The organism is gamma proteobacterium symbiont of Axiagastus rosmarus, assembly GCF_059730925.1.
This window is the reverse complement of sequence record NZ_AP035925.1, coordinates 2,189,990-2,206,592: the sequence shown is the minus strand read 5'-3', so window position 1 is coordinate 2,206,592 and position 16,603 is coordinate 2,189,990. Positions and strand designations below refer to the sequence as shown.

Sequence of the window (16,603 nt, the reverse complement as noted above, 5' to 3'; positions counted from 1 at the left end):
TCGCTGCGCTGGCCTTTATGGGTGCCGGCTGACCGCAGTCAGCAGGAAAAGTCTGTGGCGTATGGTACGGATTACAGCGCCAAATTCCAGCACGATTTATGGGTTTGCCAGTGATGCGCTCTGTGCGCCGCGCGATCGCGCTCAGAGACCTGTTGCGCTATTCACAATTTTTAGTTTGTCGCGGATTTGGCAAGCGGTACACTGCCTGCTTCCCCAGGGAGGAATAAGCGATGAAAAATGTTGTGTTAAGCATGCTGGCGAAGATTTCACAAATTGATGCCACCACCAAGCAGTTGACCGCGCGCGTTGAGGCTCAGTCGCTGCTGATCGGTGCGCTGGTACTGGCCGTCAGTAAGAAAGGCGGTGTCACTGAAGTTATTGAAAGCGCCAACAAAGCCATCAACATGGTGATTGAGTCAGCCGAGGCTGACGATATGCTTAAGTCGGACGCCGCTATTCTGCTGAGCGAGTTCCAGGATCTGTTGACGATTTCGCGTGCGGTTGACAGCGCCGATGATGTCATCAACCAGCAGGCGCTGGAAGGTATTACCGGTGTGAGCAGCGCCAGCGATGACGACAAAAAGGATCCGTCTTAATCACGCAGCGCCGCAGTCGGCTACCATTGCGCACATTTTGCCAGCGGTAACTGCATATTTATTGATCTGGGTAAAGATTTCTTCTCACTGCGCTGACAGGATGGATTCAGCGCTTTTTTTAGTTTTTAAAGGTGAGGAGAGGAATAATGCAAACGTACGATATGGTGTTTGAGGAGGCGTGCCGGCTGGTGGGGCAATGCTATCTGGAACTGGCGCAGCGCGGTGCCGCTACCGAAAAAGAGGTGCTGGCCAGCGAGTTGCGGAACCTGCAACTGCGCTATCGGGAATTAACCGGCGCGCCCAATCGCGCTGTTGAAATGGCGATTGGACAACTCAAACCCTGCTAACCCAGCCGCCCGGCCTTCAGTGCCGGGCTTTTTATCTTCCCTCCACGGCAGCGGTTAACCCGCCAGCGCCAGCGCAGTCAAACCATTTCCAGCGACTGCACACCTTTGATTTCCATCACTTTGTCATAAATGCTGTGCATAGGAAATCTGCGTGACAACGTCACCTCAACGCTCAGCTCGCACAGGCCGCTCTCTTCGTTACGATTGACTACAGCGATGTGGCCATAGCGCAAATTTTCGCGCTGCAGTACCAGCAACACCAGCGGTACGCTTTTGGCTTTGAGATGGACGATAAGAGTGTGATGGCGGCCAATCAGCCAGTGGCTGATTCGGCGGAACGTTTCCAGCACCACCAGCGCCAGCACCGTGCCGTAAATACCGATTTCGTACATGCCGCTACCGATCACCAGGCCAATCGCGGCGGTCACCCACAGGCCGGCGGCGGTCGTCAGGCCTTTCACAATCTGCTTTTGAATGATGATGGTGCCGGCGCCAAGAAAGCCCATGCCGCTGACCACCTGCGCCGCAATACGGCTGGGATCCAGCGCCACATGGTCGTTAGTCAGCATATCGGCAAAGCCATATTTTGACACCAGCATGAACATGGCGCTGCCAATGCCGACCAGAATGTGGGTGCGCAGGCCCGCTTCTTTAGCGCGCATCTGGCGCTCCAGGCCAATCAGTCCGCCCAGTATTCCGGCTAATGCGATGCGGATGAGCATGTCGGCTAACATCCTTCCTCCTTATTGATTGATGTTTTTTATGAACAGGCAGAGAAAAGAGGCAAAACGCTGCAATCAGGATAATTCTGCTTGCCAACGACGATATTAAATTTTGTAAAAAGCTGTGTCGCCTATCGATCGCGCACCGCTGCTGACATATGCTGGTGCGACTTTTCCGCTCACACTCCCGGAGCCCGACCGATGAAAGCCGCAACTTTACTGCTGGCCGGCGCAGCGCTGTTACTCTCTGCCTGCAGCAGCAACAGCGACAATGAACCGCCGCAACAGGCCACCGCCGCGCACGTGCAGCCGCACGTCGTGATGTCGTCCATGGCAGAAGCCAACTGCAACAGCGCAGGCGGCACGCTGGCGTTCTCGCGTCAGTTAGACGGTTCACGCATCGGGATGTGTCAGCTGGCTAACGGTCGTCGCTGCGACGAACAGGCGCTGATCGGCGGTGCCTGCGCCCGCTAACGCAGGCGCAGAACCTTACGCCTTAACCTGATTCGAACAGGTTTCCCCGCGTGACAGCTGCTGTAAATTACTGAGCGTGGTTTCTGAAATCGCCGTCAGCGCTTCGGCGGTGAGAAAGGCCTGATGGCCGGTAAACAGCACGTTGTGGCAGGCCGACAGGCGGCGGAACACGTCGTCCTGAATCACGTCATTCGACTTGTCTTCAAAAAACAGGTCGCGTTCGTTCTCATACACGTCCATGCCGAGCGAGCCGATTTTCTGCTGTTTCAGCGCCTCAATCGCCGCCTGTGAATCAATCAGCCCACCGCGGCTGGTATTGATAATCATCACGCCATCTTTCATCTGGCTGAACGCCTGTGCGTTGAGCAGATGATGGTTTTCCGGCGTCAGCGGACAGTGCAGGGTGATGACATCGGACTCCGCCAGCAGCGTTTTCAAATCAACATATTCCGCCCCGAGCGCCAGCGCGGCGTCACTGGGGTACGGATCGTACGCCAGCAGACGCATGCCAAAACCTTTCAGGATGCGCATTGTCGCCACACCAATCTTGCCGGTGCCGACCACGCCAGCGGTTTTGTTATGCATGTTGAAACCGGTCAGGCCGTCCAGCGAGAAGTTGGCATCGCGCGTGCGCTGGTAAGCGCGGTGAATGCGGCGGTTGAGCGTCATCATCAGGCCTACCGCGTGTTCCGCCACCGCTTCCGGCGAATAGGCGGGCACGCGTACCACCTGCAGTCCCAGCGCGGCGGCTGCGTCGAGGTCGACGTTATTGAAACCGGCACAGCGCAGCGCGATATATTTCACGCCCAGCGCCGCCAGCTCCTCCAGCACCGCTTTGCTCCCGTCATCGTTAACGAAGATACAGACCGCATCACAGCCAGCGGCGTTTTTCGCCGTGGTTTCGCTCAGCAGGAAGTCAAAAAACTGCAGCTCAAATCCGTAGCCTTCGTTAACGTGCTCGAGGTATTTCTGGTCGTAATGCTTGGTGCTGTAAACCGCAACTTTCATTGTTTCGCTCCTGAAAAATGTTACGTCGGTATCACATCAGGATAACGTTTTCCGCGTCATTTTGCTGTTCTTCAGCCAGACTAAAGCGGTAACGCCTTCATTTGCCGGGCGTAACATGCCATCATCTCTGTCAGGATTGGGTAAAGAACAGGAACGTTAACAGCCATGACGCGGGGCCTCCGTCGACTACTTGCTGCGCTACTGGCGCTGATACTGCTGCTGCTGGGATTGCTGCTGACGCTGACGCACTGGCTGCCGCGGCTGGCAGGTATCTGGCTGCCGGAAAATACCCGCGTCGAGCTACACGGCGCGCCGCACTGGCAGCAGGGCCGGCTGGTATTTCCTGATGTGCGCTATCTGGCCGGTGACTGCCTGCTGGCGCAGGTCGCGGACGTGGGGCTTGGCCGGACGCAACAGCGCTGGCAGCTTGATGCGCGCGAGGTGGCGCTAAACAGCGATTGCCTGCAGGCGCTGCCGCACAGTGCCACGCGCGATGCGCCGCGCAGCCTCGCAGAGTGGCAGCAGATGCTGCCCGGCGCGGATATCCATCTGCAACAGCTCAGTATTTTGCCATGGCAGCAATATGCCGGCCGCTTCGATCTGACTTTAGACAAAGACCTTCAGCAGCTGCGTTATCAGGGCGACAACCTGCGCGTCGCCGCGCGCCTGCAGGGGCAGCAGCTGCACATTGATCAGCTGCAGCTCAGCCATCCCATTCTGCCGCAACCGGTCGAACTGCATGGCAATCTGACGCTGCCAACTTTTGCCGATGGCCTGCCGGTGGCGGGTGAGCTCAGCGGTGCGCTTAACCTGACGCAGTGGCCGCAGCCGCTGGCGCTGACGCTCAACTGGCAGCAGCAGCAGGGCGAACTGGTGGTGCGCCAGCAACAGGAACCACAGCCGTTGTTGCAGTTGCCGTGGCAGGTCGATGCGCAGCAAATCCGCATCACTGCCGGTCACTGGCGCTGGCCATTCGGGTCGCAGCCGCTGTCGGGCGGCGTGGCGCTGACGCTGGATGACTGGCAGCAGGGGCTGGAACAGACGCAGATCCGCGGCCGCTTCAATTTACTGACCGCCGGACGCGGCGGGAAAGGCAACCTGGTACTGAGTGTTGGGCCGGGCAAGCTGAGCCTGACTGACAGCGCACTGCCGTTCCAGTTAACCGGCGAAAGCAAGTTTGCCGACCTGCAGCTGTACGGCACCATTCCCGGACAACTACATGGCATGCTCAGCGATCCGCAGCTCAGCCTGCAGCCGGGCGCACTGCTGCGCCTGCGCGGACGCTTACTCTCGACGCTGGAAGTGGATGAAGCGCGCTGGCCGCTGGCCGGCGTCAGCGTGGCCTCGCGCGGCATCAACGGCCGGTTACAGGCGATTCTCAACGCGCACGACCCCAGTTTCGGCCGCTTCAGGCTGCATCTCGACGGACGCGCCAGCGACTTCTGGCCAGACAGCGGACGCTGGAACTGGCGTTACTGGGGCGAAGGCGTGATGGCGCCGCTTAGCGCCAAATGGGATGTGAAGGGCACCGGTAGCTGGCACGACACCCTGATCAGTCTCGATACGCTGAACACCGGGTTTGATCAGCTGGCGTACGGCATGGTGCAGGTGGATAAGCCGCGCCTGACGCTGACCGCGCCGGTGCGCTGGCAGCGCGATGTGGCACAGCCGGCGTTTAACGGCGGGTTTGCGCTGCGTTCCGGCCAGACCCGCTTTAGCTACGGTGGCTGGCTGCCGCCGTCCGAACTGCATTTCGATGCCAAAGGGCGAGACCCGGGGCATTTTCTGTGGCGCGGTCAGCTGACCGCTGAAGACATCGGACCGCTGCGCGTGCACGGCCGCTGGGACGGCGAGCGGCTGCGCGGCGAAGCCTGGTGGCCGGCGCAGTCGCTCAGTGTCTTTCAGCCGCTGCTGAGCAGCGATCTGAAGATGCGTATCCAGTCTGGCGAGCTGCGCGCGCAGATGGCCTTTTCCGCCGTCAGCGGCCAGGGGTTTGAGGCGGGCGGTTTCTGGGCGGTGAAACAGGGCAGCGTATGGATGCCGGACAGCGAAATCAACGGCATCGATTTTATCCTGCCGTTCCGCCTGAAAGATCATCAGTGGCAGCTGGGGCGCCGCGGGCCGGTGTCGCTGCGCATCGCCGAAGTGAAAAACCAGTTTGCGCTGCAGAACATTACCGCGGATCTGCAGGGCCACTATCCGTGGCAGGAGCGCCAGCCGCTGACGCTCAGCAACGTCAATCTCGATCTGCTCGGCGGGCACGTCAGCATGCCAGCATTGCGTTTACCGCAGCATCAGCCGGCGCGGATTTCGCTGCGTGACATTGATCTCAGCCGGCTGGTGACGGCGCTCAAGCCGAAGCAGTTTGCCATGTCCGGTAAAGTGAATGGCGAATTGCCGCTGTGGGTGAACAATCCGCACTGGCTGATTGAAAAGGGCTGGATCGCTAACAGTGGCCCGCTGACATTCCGCATGGACAAAGACATGGCGGATGCGATTGTCAGCAATAACGTGGCCGCCGGGGCGGCGATGGACTGGCTGCGCTACATGGAGATTGCCCGTTCGTGGGCGACGCTGGATCTGGATAACTTCGGTAACCTGATTCTGCAAAGCGAGGTGAAAGGCACCAGCCAGTTCAGTAACCGCCGCCAGTCCGTCAATCTTAACTACCGTCATCAGGAAAACCTGTTCCAGCTGTGGCGCAGCCTGCGCTTTGGCGATAATTTGCAATCCTGGGTGGAGCAAAACGCCACCCTGCCATCCAACAAGGACCCGAAACCATGAGCCTGAGGGCATTACTGGTGCTGACAGCGGGACTGCCGCTGCTGGGCTGTGTGCCGCGCATCGAAGTCGCCGCACCCAAAGAGCCAATCACCATCAACATGAACGTAAAAATCGAACATGAAATCCACATCAAGGTGGATAAAGACGTCGAAGCGCTGCTGAAGAATCAGAGCGGACTGTTTTGAGGAGAGGCCCGATGAAACGCAAGGGGATAGCGCTGTTGCTGGCGTTTTTGCTGGTGCCGTCGGCCTGGGCACTGACGCTGGATCAGGCGCGCCAGCAGGGGCGCGTGGGCGAAACGCTAAGCGGTTATATCGCCGCTCGTCAGCAGGATGACGAGACGCTGGCGCTGGTTAAGCGCATCAATGAAGGCCGCAGCCAGCAGTATCAGCGCGTGGCGCAGCAGAACAATCTCACCACCGCCGAGGTGGCGCGCATCGCCGGCGAGAAGCTGGTTAACCGTGCCCGCAGCGGCGAATATGTGCGCGGGATTAATGGCCAGTGGGTGCAGAAATAGCTGCTTCCACGACAGCGCAGGCATAAAAAAGCCGGGCACTCAGGCCCGGCAAGACAGATAGCATTGTTTTAATGATGATTACGCAGCAACAATCTGTTTGATGGCGTCTTTGGCATCGCTGGCGGCTTTGGTTGCCACTTCCGGACCGTAAGCAATGCCTTCGGCGAACACGAAGTCAACGTCGGTGATGCCGATGAAGCCAAGGAACAGTTTCACGTACGGGGTCAGCAGATCAGTCGGGGTGTCTTTGTGAATGCCGCCACGGCTGGAGAGGATCACCGCACGTTTGCCTTTCACCAGACCTTCCGGGCCTGCTTCGGTGTAGCGGAAGGTGACGCCGGCACGGGCAATCAGGTCAAAGTAGTTTTTCAGCTGAGTAGGAATGTTGAAGTTGTACATCGGAGCGGCGATAACCACGGTATCGTGCGCCTGCAGTTCAGCAATCAGTTCATCGGACAGGGCCAGCGCGTCCTGCTGACGTGGCGACAGCGGCGCGTCTGAAGGACGCAGGGCGCCAACCAGTTCACCGTCCAGTACCGGAATCGGCTGGGCAGCCAGATCGCGTACCGTGACTTCGTCGCCTTTGGCGCGGGCTTCATCAGCGTAGAAGTCTGCCAGCTGGTTAGACTGTGAATAACCGGCAAGGATGCTTGATTTCAGAACTAAAACTTTGCTCATGGTATTTTCCTGTACGTTACGCGGTTGGCTTACCGCTCAATGCGTTACACTCTACGGAGTTCGTCCGGCAGGTAAAAGCGCAATATTTCGAGGCCTATGTTCGAAATTATTGAATAAGGCGGCACGTCCGGTCAGGTGAGATGTTCCAATCTGTGCTAAGATGGCGGGCATTAATCGATTGAATCCGCCGGAAAATTCTGCCCGGCGCCGAGCCGCAAGTGCCGGCTCACTGCAACAACAGGTAATTCATCACTATGTCATCATCCGTTACGTCACCTCTGGCCCCCCTCTGGTCGCGGCTCGATAACCTGATGCTGCGCGACCGCAAAGCGCTGCAGCGTCGTCTGCACGGTGCGGCGAAGGTGAAAAATCCCGCTGCGCAGCAGGAAATTATGGCTGAGCTGGAGCCGGTGTTCGCCGCGGCAGAACAGCGCGTGGCGCAGCGCGCCGCCGCGACGCCGCGCATTACGTTTCCGGACAATCTGCCGGTCAGCCAGAAGCAGCAGGACATCGCCGACGCGATTCGCGATCATCAGGTAGTGATTGTCGCCGGTGAGACCGGCTCAGGTAAAACCACCCAGCTACCAAAGATCTGTCTGGCGCTCGGGCGCGGTGTGAAAGGGCTGATTGGGCATACGCAGCCGCGTCGTCTGGCGGCACGCACCGTGGCGAACCGCATTGCCGAAGAGCTGGAAACCACACCCGGCGGCACCGTCGGTTACAAGGTGCGGTTTAACGATCAGGTCAGCGAAACCACTCAGGTCAAACTGATGACCGACGGTATTCTGCTGGCGGAAATTCAGCAGGATCGTCTGCTGCTGCAGTATGACACCATCATCATCGATGAAGCGCACGAACGCAGTCTGAACATCGATTTCCTGCTGGGTTACCTGCGCGAACTGCTGCCGCGTCGTCCCGATCTGAAAGTGATCATCACCTCCGCGACCATCGATCCGCAGCGCTTCTCGCGCCACTTCAATAATGCCCCGGTAATCGAGGTTTCGGGCCGCACTTATCCGGTCGATGTACGTTATCGTCCGGTGGTGGAAGATGCCGAGGACACCGAGCGCGATCAGCTGCAGGCAATTTTCGATGCGGTTGACGAACTGAGCAGCGAAGGGCGCGGCGATATCCTGATCTTCATGAGCGGTGAGCGCGAAATTCGCGATACCGCCGATGCGCTGATGAAGCGCGATTTACCGCACACCGAGATTCTGCCGCTCTATGCGCGCCTGTCCAACGCCGAACAGAACCGGGTGTTCCAGGCGCACAGCGGCCGCCGCATTGTGCTGGCGACCAACGTCGCTGAGACCTCGCTCACCGTGCCGGGCATTAAATATGTCATCGATCCCGGCACCGCGCGCATCAGCCGTTACAGCTACCGCACCAAAGTTCAGCGTCTGCCGATCGAGCCGATCTCGCAGGCGTCGGCTAACCAGCGCAAAGGGCGCTGCGGCCGCGTGTCGGAAGGGATCTGTATCCGCCTTTATTCAGAGGATGATTTCCTCAGCCGCCCGGCGTTTACTGACCCGGAAATTCTGCGTACCAACCTGGCGTCGGTAATTTTGCAGATGACGGCGCTTGGACTGGGCGACATCGCCGCATTCCCGTTCGTCGAAGCGCCGGATAAGCGCAATATTCAGGACGGCGTGCGCCTGCTGGAGGAGCTCGGCGCGATCACCCTGAGCGAGGAAGGTGCGTACAAACTGACGCCGTCCGGGCGCAGCCTGGCGCAGCTGCCGGTCGATCCGCGCCTGGCGCGCATGGTGCTGGAAGCGCAGAAATTTGGCTGCGTGCGCGAAGTGATGATTATTGCCGCTGCGCTGTCGATTCAGGATCCGCGCGAGCGTCCGGTGGAGAAACAGCAGGCATCTGACGAGAAACACCGGCGTTTTGCTGACAAAGAGTCGGATTTTCTCGCCTTTGTTAATCTGTGGAACTACCTGCAGGAACAGCAGAAAGCGCTGTCTGGCAACCAGTTCCGCCGCCAGTGTAAAAGCGATTATCTCAATTACCTGCGCGTGCGCGAATGGCAGGACATCTACACCCAGCTGCGTCAGGTGGTGCGGGAACTGGGCATGCCGCTCAACAGCGAGCTGGCACCGTACCACGAAGTGCACTGCGCGCTGCTCACCGGTTTGCTGTCACACATCGGTCAGAAAGATGCGGAAAAGCAGGAGTTTACCGGCGCACGCAATGCGCGGTTTGCTATTTTCCCCGGTTCCGGCCTGTTTAAGAAGCCGCCTAAATGGACCGTGGTGGCGGAACTGGTGGAAACCAGCCGCCTGTGGGGCCGCGTTGCGGCGCGCATCGATCCGGAGTGGATCGAACCGCTGGCCCAGCATCTGCTGAAGCGTAGCTACAGTGAACCGCACTGGGAGAAAGCGCAGGGCGCAGTCATGGCGACGGAAAAGGTCACGCTGTACGGGTTGCCGATTGTGCAGGCGCGCAAGGTCAATTACAGCCGCATCGATCCGCAACTCAGCCGGGAGCTGTTTATTCGTCATGCGCTGGTGGAGGGCGACTGGCAGACGCGTCACGCCTTCTTCCGCAACAACCTGAAACTGCGCAATGAAATCGAGGATCTGGAGCACAAATCGCGGCGGCGCGACATTTTAGTCGATGACGAGACGCTGTTTGCGTTTTACGATCGCCGCATTGGCAGCGAGGTGGTCTCAGCGCGGCATTTTGACAGCTGGTGGAAACAGGCCAGTAAGGACAATCCGGATCTGCTGAGCTTTGATAAGCAAATGCTGATCAAAGACGGCGCGGAGAAGGTCAGCCAGCTGGATTACCCGAACTTCTGGTATCAGGGCAACCTGAAACTGAAGCTCAGCTACCAGTTCGAACCGGGGGCCGATGCGGATGGTGTGACGGTGCACATCCCGCTGCCGCTGCTCAACCAGGTCGACGAAGCCGGCTTCGAGTGGCAGATCCCCGGCGTGCGCCGCGAGCTGATCATCGCACTAATTAAGTCGCTGCCCAAGCCGGTGCGACGCAACTTTGTGCCGGCACCCAACTACGCTGAAGCCTTTCTTGGCCGCGTGACGGCGCTGGAGCAGCCGCTGCTGGATGCGCTGGAGCGTGAGTTCCGCCGCATGTCTGGCGTCACCATTGAGCGCGACGCCTGGCAGTGGGATCAGGTGCCCGATCACCTGAAAATGACCTTCCGCGTGGTGGATGAGCACAACCGGAAGCTGCAGGAAGGCAAAGACCTGCATCAGCTGAAGCAGGTGCTGAAAGGCAAGGTGCAGGAGACGCTGTCCAAGGTGGCGGATGACGGACTGGAGCAGAGCGGATTACACCTGTGGAGCTTCGGCGATCTGCCGCAAAACTATGAGCAGAAGCGCGGCAACTATCAGGTCAAAGCCTGGCCGGCGCTGGTGGATGAAAAAGACAGCGTCGCGATTCGTCTGTTTGACAGTGAACGCGAGCAGCAGAAGATGATGTGGCGCGGCCAGCGGCGGTTACTGCTGCTGAACATTCCTTCGCCAATCAAGTATCTGCACGAGAAGCTGCCGAACAAAGCCAAGCTCGGGCTCTATTTCAATCCGTACGGCAAAGTGCTGGAGCTGATTGATGACTGTATCGCCTGCGGCGTGGATAAGCTGATGGCGGACGCCGGTGGGCCGGCGTGGCAGCAGGAAAACTACGAGCAATTGCGCGATAAAGTACGCGCCGAACTCAACGACACGGTGGTGACCATCGCCAGCCAGGTCGAGCAGATTCTCACCAGCGTGTTCAACATCAACAAGTTCCTCAAGGGGCGGGTGGACATGACGCTGGCACTGGCGCTGGCGGATATCAAAACGCAGCTGAGCGGCCTGGTGTATCGCGGTTTTGTCACCGGCAACGGCTATCAGCGGCTGGGCGACACACTGCGCTATCTGCACGGTATTGAGCGCCGGCTGGAGAAGCTGCCGGTCGATCCACACAGCGATCGGGCGCGGATGCTGAAAGTGCAGGCGGTGGAGCAGGCGTGGCAAAGCTGGCGTAACAAGCTGCCGCCGCAGCGTCAGGACGATGAAGAGGTACAGGCGATTCGCTGGATGCTGGAGGAGCTGCGCATCAGTTATTTTGCGCAGCAGCTGGGCACGCCGTATCCCATCTCCGACAAACGTATCCTGCAGGCGATGGAGCAGCTGGGCTGACTTATTGCGCCAGCGCTTCCAGCTTGTCTTTAAAGGATGTGACGGCAATGGCGCGGTTATCGGCGCGATAGCGATCGGCCGGTGCCGGCGCCGAGCTCTGTACCGCAATCAGCTGCCACTCGCCGTCGCGCTTCAGCAGCAGCGGTGAACCGCTGTCGCCGGGCAGGGTGTCGCACTGGTGCGACAGCACGGCACGCTGCGCCCAGCCGGTGATCAGGCAATCGCTGTGCGAGTAGAGCGTATCCAGATGGTCAGCGGGATAACCGGCCTGTGTCACTTTGCGGTCGGTGGTTTTCAGCGCGGCGGTTAAATCGCTGCGTGAACCGTCAAACAGCGGAATCGGCACGATACCGGACGGCGGATTGTGCAGAATCACCAGGCCGTAATCGTAAGGTGCCGCGTCTGGCGGCACGATCCAGCCTTCACCATCCGCCTGCAGACGCCGCGCCAGCGAAGGCTCTACGCGCGCGTCAATATCATGAATTTCGTAGCGCCAGCCTTTGGCACCCGCCATAAAGCGCAGCGCGACCGGCTTGTCGAATTTGCCCGGGGGCGTCAGTAAGCAGTGTCCGGCCGTCAGCGCCAGATGGGCCGAAATCAACGTGGCACTGCACAGATTGCCGCTTTCCGTCTCTAACTGACCAATGGCATCCCACGGCGCCGCACTGACGTCGGTAATGGCTTTACGATGATCTTTGCCGAAGAACAGGGTCTTAATCTCTTCCGGGCTGGGGCCGTCTTCATCATCGGCATGGGCTGTGAGGTTAAAGCTAAAAAGACCTACAAATAACAGGATAGCCAGGCGCATAGTTCTCTCAATGGCGAGAATAAATAGAGGTTATGGTCATCACGCTTGAGCGATAACTATAGTCGGTGAGCGGTAAAAAAGGGAGAAATATTGGAGTAATCAGCACGCTACAACGACTAGATAAAAAAGCTGGCCGCAATAATGCCGCACAGAATCATGACAATCAGGATAATTTCGAAGCGATAGCGACGCACCATTTTTCGCTACTCCAGTAAATAAACACCCGGCAGAACCGGGTGTTTTCAATCATTAATGCGGTGTTGGCGCGCAAGGCAACCTTATTTAGCAGCTTTTTTCGCTTTGTGGTGCTTTTTAGCAGCCTGAGCTTTCTGAGCAGCAGGTTTGGTTACTTTTTTGTGGTGCTTTTTAGCCGCCTGAGCTTTCTGTGCAGCTGGCTTGGTGGCTTTGTGGTGTTTTTTAGCAGCCTGGGCTTTCTGAGCAGCTGGCTTGGTGGCTTTCTTGTGGTGCTTTTTAGCGGCCTGGGCTTTCTGAGCAGCTGGTTTGGTGGCTTTCTTGTGGTGCTTTTTAGCCGCCTGCGCTTTCTGAGCCGCTGGTGCTTTCTTCTCTACTTTCTTGTGCTTTTTGGCAGCCTGCGCTTTCTGAGCAGCGGCTTTTTTGTGGTGAACAGCTTTGTGCTTAGCCGGTGCAGCGGTAGTTGCAGCAGCAGCAGGAGCAGCAGTTGTTGTCTCAGCAGCGAAGGCTACAGAAGACAGACCCATAGCAGCGGCGATCACCAGCGCAAATAATTTTTTCATTGCAAAACCCTCGAACTATTTTTTCATGTGTAGCCCACTGCGGGGCCGGTGAATGCACTATATGTAAAACAATTCGTGCCTTCAGTGAGGGAATGGTATCGGCGTGTAACGGATTGTACAAAGCAGGAAAACCGGGCGAGGGCGCTGCAATCGCGGGCGACTGTACGGGTAAAAAACGGCGGCCAGCCCGGCCGCCGCACGGTTATGCAGAGAGATAACGCTGTTCCAGATGCTGACGGAAATAGTGTGGGTTGAGCGCTTCGCCAGTGGCGTTGACCAGCAGCTGCTGCGTTGGGAAGCGGCTGCCGTGCTGCCAGATGTTCTGCTGCAGCCAGTCAAACACCGGTTGCAGTTCACCCTGCTGAATCAATTGGTCCACCTGCGGAATGGCGCGTTTTACCGCCTGGAACAGCTGAGCGGCGTACATCGCACCCAGCGTGTAGGTCGGGAAGTAGCCGAAAGCACCGTCGGTCCAGTGAATATCCTGCATACAACCGTCGCGGTAATTACCACGCGTATCGATACCCAGCGACTGCTGCATTTTTTCATCCCACAGCGCCGGAATATCCTCGACTTCAATCTCGCCTTCAATCAGCGCCCGCTCGATTTCGTAACGTAAAATCACGTGGGCCGGATAGCTCAGCTCGTCGGCATCGACGCGAATGAAGCCCGGCTGCACGCGCTGGGTCAGACGAATAAAATTGTTGCGCTCCAGCGCCGGCTGGTCGCCCATCAGCGCCACTACCTGGGGATGAATATGCTGCAGGAACGCGTGGCTGCGCCCCAGCTGCATCTCCATAAACAGGCTTTGCGATTCATGCATCGCGGTCGAGCGCGCCAGCGCCACTGGCTGTCCGCGCCACTGCTGTGGCAGATTCTGTTCATAGCGCGCATGGCCGGTTTCGTGGATCACGCCCATCAGCGCGCTGAGAAAATCGTTTTCGTTGTAGCGCGTAGTGATACGCACATCTTCCGGTACGCCGCCGCAGAACGGGTGCGCGCTCACGTCCAGCCGGCCGTGATTAAAATCAAACCCTAACGTCGCCATCACGCTCAGGCCGAGCTGCTTTTGTGATTCGATGGCGAAGGGGCCGACCGGCTGGGCAATCGGCGTTGCCTGCTGGCGGGCTACCGCTTTTTGCAGCAGATCCGGCAGCCAGCTTTTCAGATCGCCAAAAGTGCTGTCGAGCTGCGCGCTGGTCATGCCTGGCTCAAACACATCCAGCAGCGCATCGTAGCGTGATACGCCGAGCGCATCGGCGCGCAGCTGTGCCTCTTCGCGGCTCAGCTTCACCACTTCTTTCAGGTTAGCGCTGAAGCCCTGCCAGTCATTGGCCGGACGCTGACTGCGCCACGCGTGTTCACAGCGCGAGCCGGCCAGCGATTTGGCTTCCACCAGCGAGGCCGGCAGCAGCGTTGCCTGGCGCCACGCGCGCTGCATTTCGCCCAGATTGGCCTGCTCCACATCGTTCAGCGACTCCTGCTTGGCGGCGTCAAACAGCCCGCCGAGGCGCTTGTCGGTCAGCAGCTCGTGCATAAATACGCTCAGCTCCGCCATCGCTTCTCCACGCGCCTGGCTGCCGCCCGGCGGCATGGTGGTTTGCATATCCACGCCGGCAATCGCGCCCAGATGGCCAAAACGCGCCAGGCGCTGAAAGGTGCGGCTAAGTTCCTGATAAGCTGCGGTCATGTAACAAGCTCCTTATGAAGGTAAGCGCGGCGTCACGTCGCGCAAGGGGAGATCAACTGGCCAGCAGAAGCGCACGCAGGCGCCGCCCAGCGGACTGCTCTCAATCGAGACCTGGCCCTGCAGCGCCTGCGCAATAGAGTGCACAATCGCCAGACCGAGGCCGCAGCCACCGGTGGCGCGATCGCGGCTGGGATCGAGCCGTACAAAAGGCTCGAATACCCGCTGGCGTTCATCCGGCGGAATGCCCGGACCATCATCTTCAACCTGCAGATTGCCGATGGCGCCGTCAAACCACAGGCTGACACGCAGCCGCTGCTGCGCATAGCGCAGGGCGTTATTAACGAGGTTATCCAGCACCCGCTCCATCAGGCGCGTATCTGCCGCGCCAATGTTTTCCAGCTGCGGAATATCCAGCGTAATGTGCGTTTGCGGATTCATGGTCTGCACGTCAGCGATGTGCACGCGCAGCCACTGGGCCAGATCGAAAGATTGCAGATTGAGGTCAACGCGCGGCCGGTCGAGGCGCGCATAGGTCAGCAGCTCCTCAATCAGGCTCTCCAGCTGGCCGACGTCACGGTTCAGCGCCGCGGATTCTGCCGCGCTGAGGTTTTCACTCATCTCCAGCCGGTAACGCAGCCGGACCAGCGGCGTGCGCAGCTCGTGCGCGATACCGTCAATCAGCTGTTTTTTACTCGCCACCAGGGTATTGATGTTGTCCGCCATCTGGTTGAACGCCACGCCAAGGCTGTGCAGGCTGGAGGTGTTTTCAAAATGGGTGCGCACGTCAAGCTCGCCGCGACCAAAGCGCTGAGCCGCTTTCTCCAGCCGCTGCATCTCCTGCCAGTGCGGCCGCAGCCAGATAAACACCGGCAGCGCCAGCGACATGCCAATAAACGCCAGCAGGGCGATATCAAGGATGCGCATCTGGTGCAGATAAAACAGGTAAGGAATCGGTCCGACCGACAGCACATAGTGGCTGCGCGGGATGTGCTGCAGGAAGGTGTACTGATCGTCGAGGGCGACGATCTCACCTGCGCGCAGCCGCTTCATGTCGGCTTCGTCCAGCTGATATTTGCTCATCGGTTCGATGTGCAGCTCAAAGGATAAATCGAGATCGAGGTTGCGGATGGTTTTATTCCAGTCGCGCGGCGGGATCTCACGCAGTTCGCTGCGCATCAGAAACAGCGAGCTGGCCATCAGGTCGTTCATCGACTGGCGTCCGGCGCGCTCGGCGGTGAATTTGTACACCAGACCCACCAGCAGCGTCATCACCAGGAAGCAGACGAACAGCAGCAGATAGAACTGAATGAAGAGCTTTCTCATCAGGAGCGGGTATCCCAGGCCTGCGGCGCGAACAGATAGCCTTTGTTACGGATGGTTTTGATGCGGAACGGCTCGGTGGCGCTGTCGTACAGTTTCTTGCGCAGGCGTGAAATGGCGACGTCGATGCTGCGATCCATGCCGTCATAGCTCACGCCGCGCAGGGTTTTCAGCAACGCGTCACGGTCGAGAATTTCTCCGGCGTGGCTCGCCAGCTCCCACAGCAGGTCAAAATCGGCGGTCGAAAGGGTGATGGGTTCGTCGAACAGGATCACCTGGCGGTTGAGCGCATCAATGGTGAGCGAACCAAACCGCAGCACCTTTTGCGAGCTCTGCACGGCGGGTGCGGCTTCCGGTTTGGCCACGTGCGCCTGGCGCAGATGCAGGCGCAGGCGCGCCAGCAGCACCGCCGGCGGCGTGGTTTTCAGAATATAGTCATTGGCGCCCATTTCCAGCGCCAGAATGTGGTTCATGTCGCTGTCGAGCGAGGTCAGCAGCACAATCGGTCCCTGCCAGTGGGCACGCAAATCGCGGCACAGCGTCATGCCATCTTTGCCCGGCAGCATGATATCCAGTAATACCAGATCCGGATCGGCGGCGAGAATGGTCGCTTCCGCGCGATCGCCGCGCGTCTCAACCAGCACCTCAATATCGTGGCGGCCAAGATAAGCCGCAATCAGTTCGCCGACTTCCGGCTCATCTTCCACATAGACAATTTTGTTCATAATGCTCTGTCATGGCTGAGAATGTCAG

General features: G+C 58.8%; 16 protein-coding genes. 7 read left to right on the top strand and 9 right to left on the bottom strand.

The features are described from left to right. The first annotated feature begins 230 nt into the window (after positions 1 to 230). Both iraP and AC6I8F_RS10250 read left to right on the top strand, forming a co-directional pair. On the top strand, positions 231 to 596 hold the full coding sequence (iraP, locus tag AC6I8F_RS10255; RefSeq protein ID WP_010618425.1) for an anti-adapter protein IraP: 366 nt from the start codon (positions 231 to 233) through the stop codon (positions 594 to 596). Positions 597 to 742: 146 nt separating this feature from the next. Continuing rightward, on the top strand, positions 743 to 943 hold the full coding sequence (locus tag AC6I8F_RS10250) for a DUF2767 family protein (RefSeq protein ID WP_010618426.1): 201 nt from the start codon (positions 743 to 745) through the stop codon (positions 941 to 943). 77 nt (positions 944 to 1,020) lie between these two features. Here AC6I8F_RS10250 and AC6I8F_RS10245 read toward each other — a convergent pair whose 3' ends face one another. Continuing rightward, a complete protein-coding gene (locus AC6I8F_RS10245) occupies positions 1,021 to 1,677 on the bottom strand; it encodes an MgtC/SapB family protein (protein WP_021506125.1) in 657 nt (218 codons plus the stop codon). A gap of 189 nt (positions 1,678 to 1,866) precedes the next feature. Here AC6I8F_RS10245 and AC6I8F_RS10240 point away from each other — a divergent pair, with 189 nt between their 5' ends. Next, a complete protein-coding gene (locus AC6I8F_RS10240) occupies positions 1,867 to 2,139 on the top strand; it encodes a putative hemolysin (protein WP_021506124.1) in 273 nt (90 codons plus the stop codon). Between the two features lie 15 nt (positions 2,140 to 2,154). Here AC6I8F_RS10240 and AC6I8F_RS10235 read toward each other — a convergent pair whose 3' ends face one another. After that, entirely contained in the window at positions 2,155 to 3,147 is a 993-nt protein-coding gene (locus AC6I8F_RS10235; protein WP_059008751.1) for a 2-hydroxyacid dehydrogenase, read from the bottom strand. A 165-nt stretch (positions 3,148 to 3,312) separates the two neighbouring features. Between AC6I8F_RS10235 and AC6I8F_RS10230 the strand changes: the two genes are divergently transcribed. The 3 genes from AC6I8F_RS10230 to AC6I8F_RS10220 are packed head-to-tail and all read left to right on the top strand — an operon-like array spanning position 3,313 to position 6,448. Next, on the top strand, positions 3,313 to 5,931 hold the full coding sequence (locus AC6I8F_RS10230; RefSeq protein ID WP_267410544.1) for a YdbH family protein: 2,619 nt from the start codon (positions 3,313 to 3,315) through the stop codon (positions 5,929 to 5,931). Continuing rightward, on the top strand, positions 5,928 to 6,116 hold the full coding sequence (locus AC6I8F_RS10225) for a YnbE family lipoprotein (RefSeq protein WP_010618431.1): 189 nt from the start codon (positions 5,928 to 5,930) through the stop codon (positions 6,114 to 6,116). Before AC6I8F_RS10230 ends, AC6I8F_RS10225 begins: the two co-directional genes overlap by 4 nt. Before the next feature lie 11 nt (positions 6,117 to 6,127). Next, positions 6,128 to 6,448, top strand: coding sequence for a YdbL family probable chaperone protein (locus tag AC6I8F_RS10220; protein ID WP_059008755.1), 321 nt, complete (start codon positions 6,128 to 6,130; stop codon positions 6,446 to 6,448). A 78-nt stretch (positions 6,449 to 6,526) separates the two neighbouring features. Here AC6I8F_RS10220 and azoR read toward each other — a convergent pair whose 3' ends face one another. Further along, positions 6,527 to 7,126, bottom strand: a complete 600-nt coding sequence (gene azoR, locus AC6I8F_RS10215) for an FMN-dependent NADH-azoreductase (RefSeq protein ID WP_021506120.1) — start codon at positions 7,124 to 7,126, stop codon at positions 6,527 to 6,529. 254 nt (positions 7,127 to 7,380) lie between these two features. Between azoR and hrpA the strand changes: the two genes are divergently transcribed. Then, complete coding sequence (gene hrpA / locus AC6I8F_RS10210) at positions 7,381 to 11,277, top strand: ATP-dependent RNA helicase HrpA (RefSeq protein WP_498027992.1); 3,897 nt, start codon at positions 7,381 to 7,383, stop codon at positions 11,275 to 11,277. A 1-nt stretch (position 11,278) separates the two neighbouring features. Here hrpA and AC6I8F_RS10205 read toward each other — a convergent pair whose 3' ends face one another. From AC6I8F_RS10205 to rstA, 6 genes are all read right to left on the bottom strand, one after another. Further along, entirely contained in the window at positions 11,279 to 12,085 is an 807-nt protein-coding gene (locus AC6I8F_RS10205; protein ID WP_021506118.1) for a trypsin-like serine peptidase, read from the bottom strand. Between the two features lie 116 nt (positions 12,086 to 12,201). After that, positions 12,202 to 12,282, bottom strand: a complete 81-nt coding sequence (gene ydgU / locus AC6I8F_RS10200) for a small membrane protein YdgU (RefSeq protein WP_021506117.1) — start codon at positions 12,280 to 12,282, stop codon at positions 12,202 to 12,204. Positions 12,283 to 12,363: 81 nt separating this feature from the next. After that, a complete protein-coding gene (gene asr / locus AC6I8F_RS10195; RefSeq protein ID WP_071813568.1) occupies positions 12,364 to 12,840 on the bottom strand; it encodes an acid resistance repetitive basic protein Asr in 477 nt (158 codons plus the stop codon). Positions 12,841 to 13,042: 202 nt separating this feature from the next. After that, a complete protein-coding gene (locus tag AC6I8F_RS10190) occupies positions 13,043 to 14,530 on the bottom strand; it encodes a carboxypeptidase M32 (protein ID WP_021506115.1) in 1,488 nt (495 codons plus the stop codon). Positions 14,531 to 14,542: 12 nt separating this feature from the next. Further along, entirely contained in the window at positions 14,543 to 15,853 is a 1,311-nt protein-coding gene (gene rstB / locus AC6I8F_RS10185) for a two-component system sensor histidine kinase RstB (protein ID WP_021506114.1), read from the bottom strand. After that, positions 15,853 to 16,575 carry a two-component system response regulator RstA gene (rstA, locus tag AC6I8F_RS10180; RefSeq protein WP_021506113.1) on the bottom strand — a complete coding sequence of 241 codons (723 nt, stop codon included), beginning with the start codon at positions 16,573 to 16,575 and terminating at the stop codon, positions 15,853 to 15,855. The genes rstB and rstA overlap by 1 nt, the downstream gene beginning before the upstream one ends. Positions 16,576 to 16,603 lie beyond the last annotated feature (28 nt).

Bases quoted from the DNA above. Each gene is read 5' to 3' on its own strand.
- rstB (WP_021506114.1), bottom strand. From the start codon at position 15,853: ATGAGAAAGCTCTTCATTCAGTTCTATCTGCTGCTGTTCGTCTGCTTC.
- AC6I8F_RS10240 (WP_021506124.1), top strand. From the start codon at position 1,867: ATGAAAGCCGCAACTTTACTGCTGGCCGGCGCAGCGCTGTTACTCTCT.
- AC6I8F_RS10220 (WP_059008755.1), top strand. From the start codon at position 6,128: ATGAAACGCAAGGGGATAGCGCTGTTGCTGGCGTTTTTGCTGGTGCCG.
- asr (WP_071813568.1), bottom strand. From the start codon at position 12,840: ATGAAAAAATTATTTGCGCTGGTGATCGCCGCTGCTATGGGTCTGTCT.
- rstA (WP_021506113.1), bottom strand. From the start codon at position 16,575: ATGAACAAAATTGTCTATGTGGAAGATGAGCCGGAAGTCGGCGAACTG.
- AC6I8F_RS10245 (WP_021506125.1), bottom strand. From the start codon at position 1,677: ATGTTAGCCGACATGCTCATCCGCATCGCATTAGCCGGAATACTGGGC.
- azoR (WP_021506120.1), bottom strand. From the start codon at position 7,126: ATGAGCAAAGTTTTAGTTCTGAAATCAAGCATCCTTGCCGGTTATTCA.
- AC6I8F_RS10225 (WP_010618431.1), top strand. From the start codon at position 5,928: ATGAGCCTGAGGGCATTACTGGTGCTGACAGCGGGACTGCCGCTGCTG.
- AC6I8F_RS10250 (WP_010618426.1), top strand. From the start codon at position 743: ATGCAAACGTACGATATGGTGTTTGAGGAGGCGTGCCGGCTGGTGGGG.
- iraP (WP_010618425.1), top strand. From the start codon at position 231: ATGAAAAATGTTGTGTTAAGCATGCTGGCGAAGATTTCACAAATTGAT.
- AC6I8F_RS10230 (WP_267410544.1), top strand. From the start codon at position 3,313: ATGACGCGGGGCCTCCGTCGACTACTTGCTGCGCTACTGGCGCTGATA.
- AC6I8F_RS10205 (WP_021506118.1), bottom strand. From the start codon at position 12,085: ATGCGCCTGGCTATCCTGTTATTTGTAGGTCTTTTTAGCTTTAACCTC.
- AC6I8F_RS10235 (WP_059008751.1), bottom strand. From the start codon at position 3,147: ATGAAAGTTGCGGTTTACAGCACCAAGCATTACGACCAGAAATACCTC.
- AC6I8F_RS10190 (WP_021506115.1), bottom strand. From the start codon at position 14,530: ATGACCGCAGCTTATCAGGAACTTAGCCGCACCTTTCAGCGCCTGGCG.
- hrpA (WP_498027992.1), top strand. From the start codon at position 7,381: ATGTCATCATCCGTTACGTCACCTCTGGCCCCCCTCTGGTCGCGGCTC.
- ydgU (WP_021506117.1), bottom strand. From the start codon at position 12,282: ATGGTGCGTCGCTATCGCTTCGAAATTATCCTGATTGTCATGATTCTG.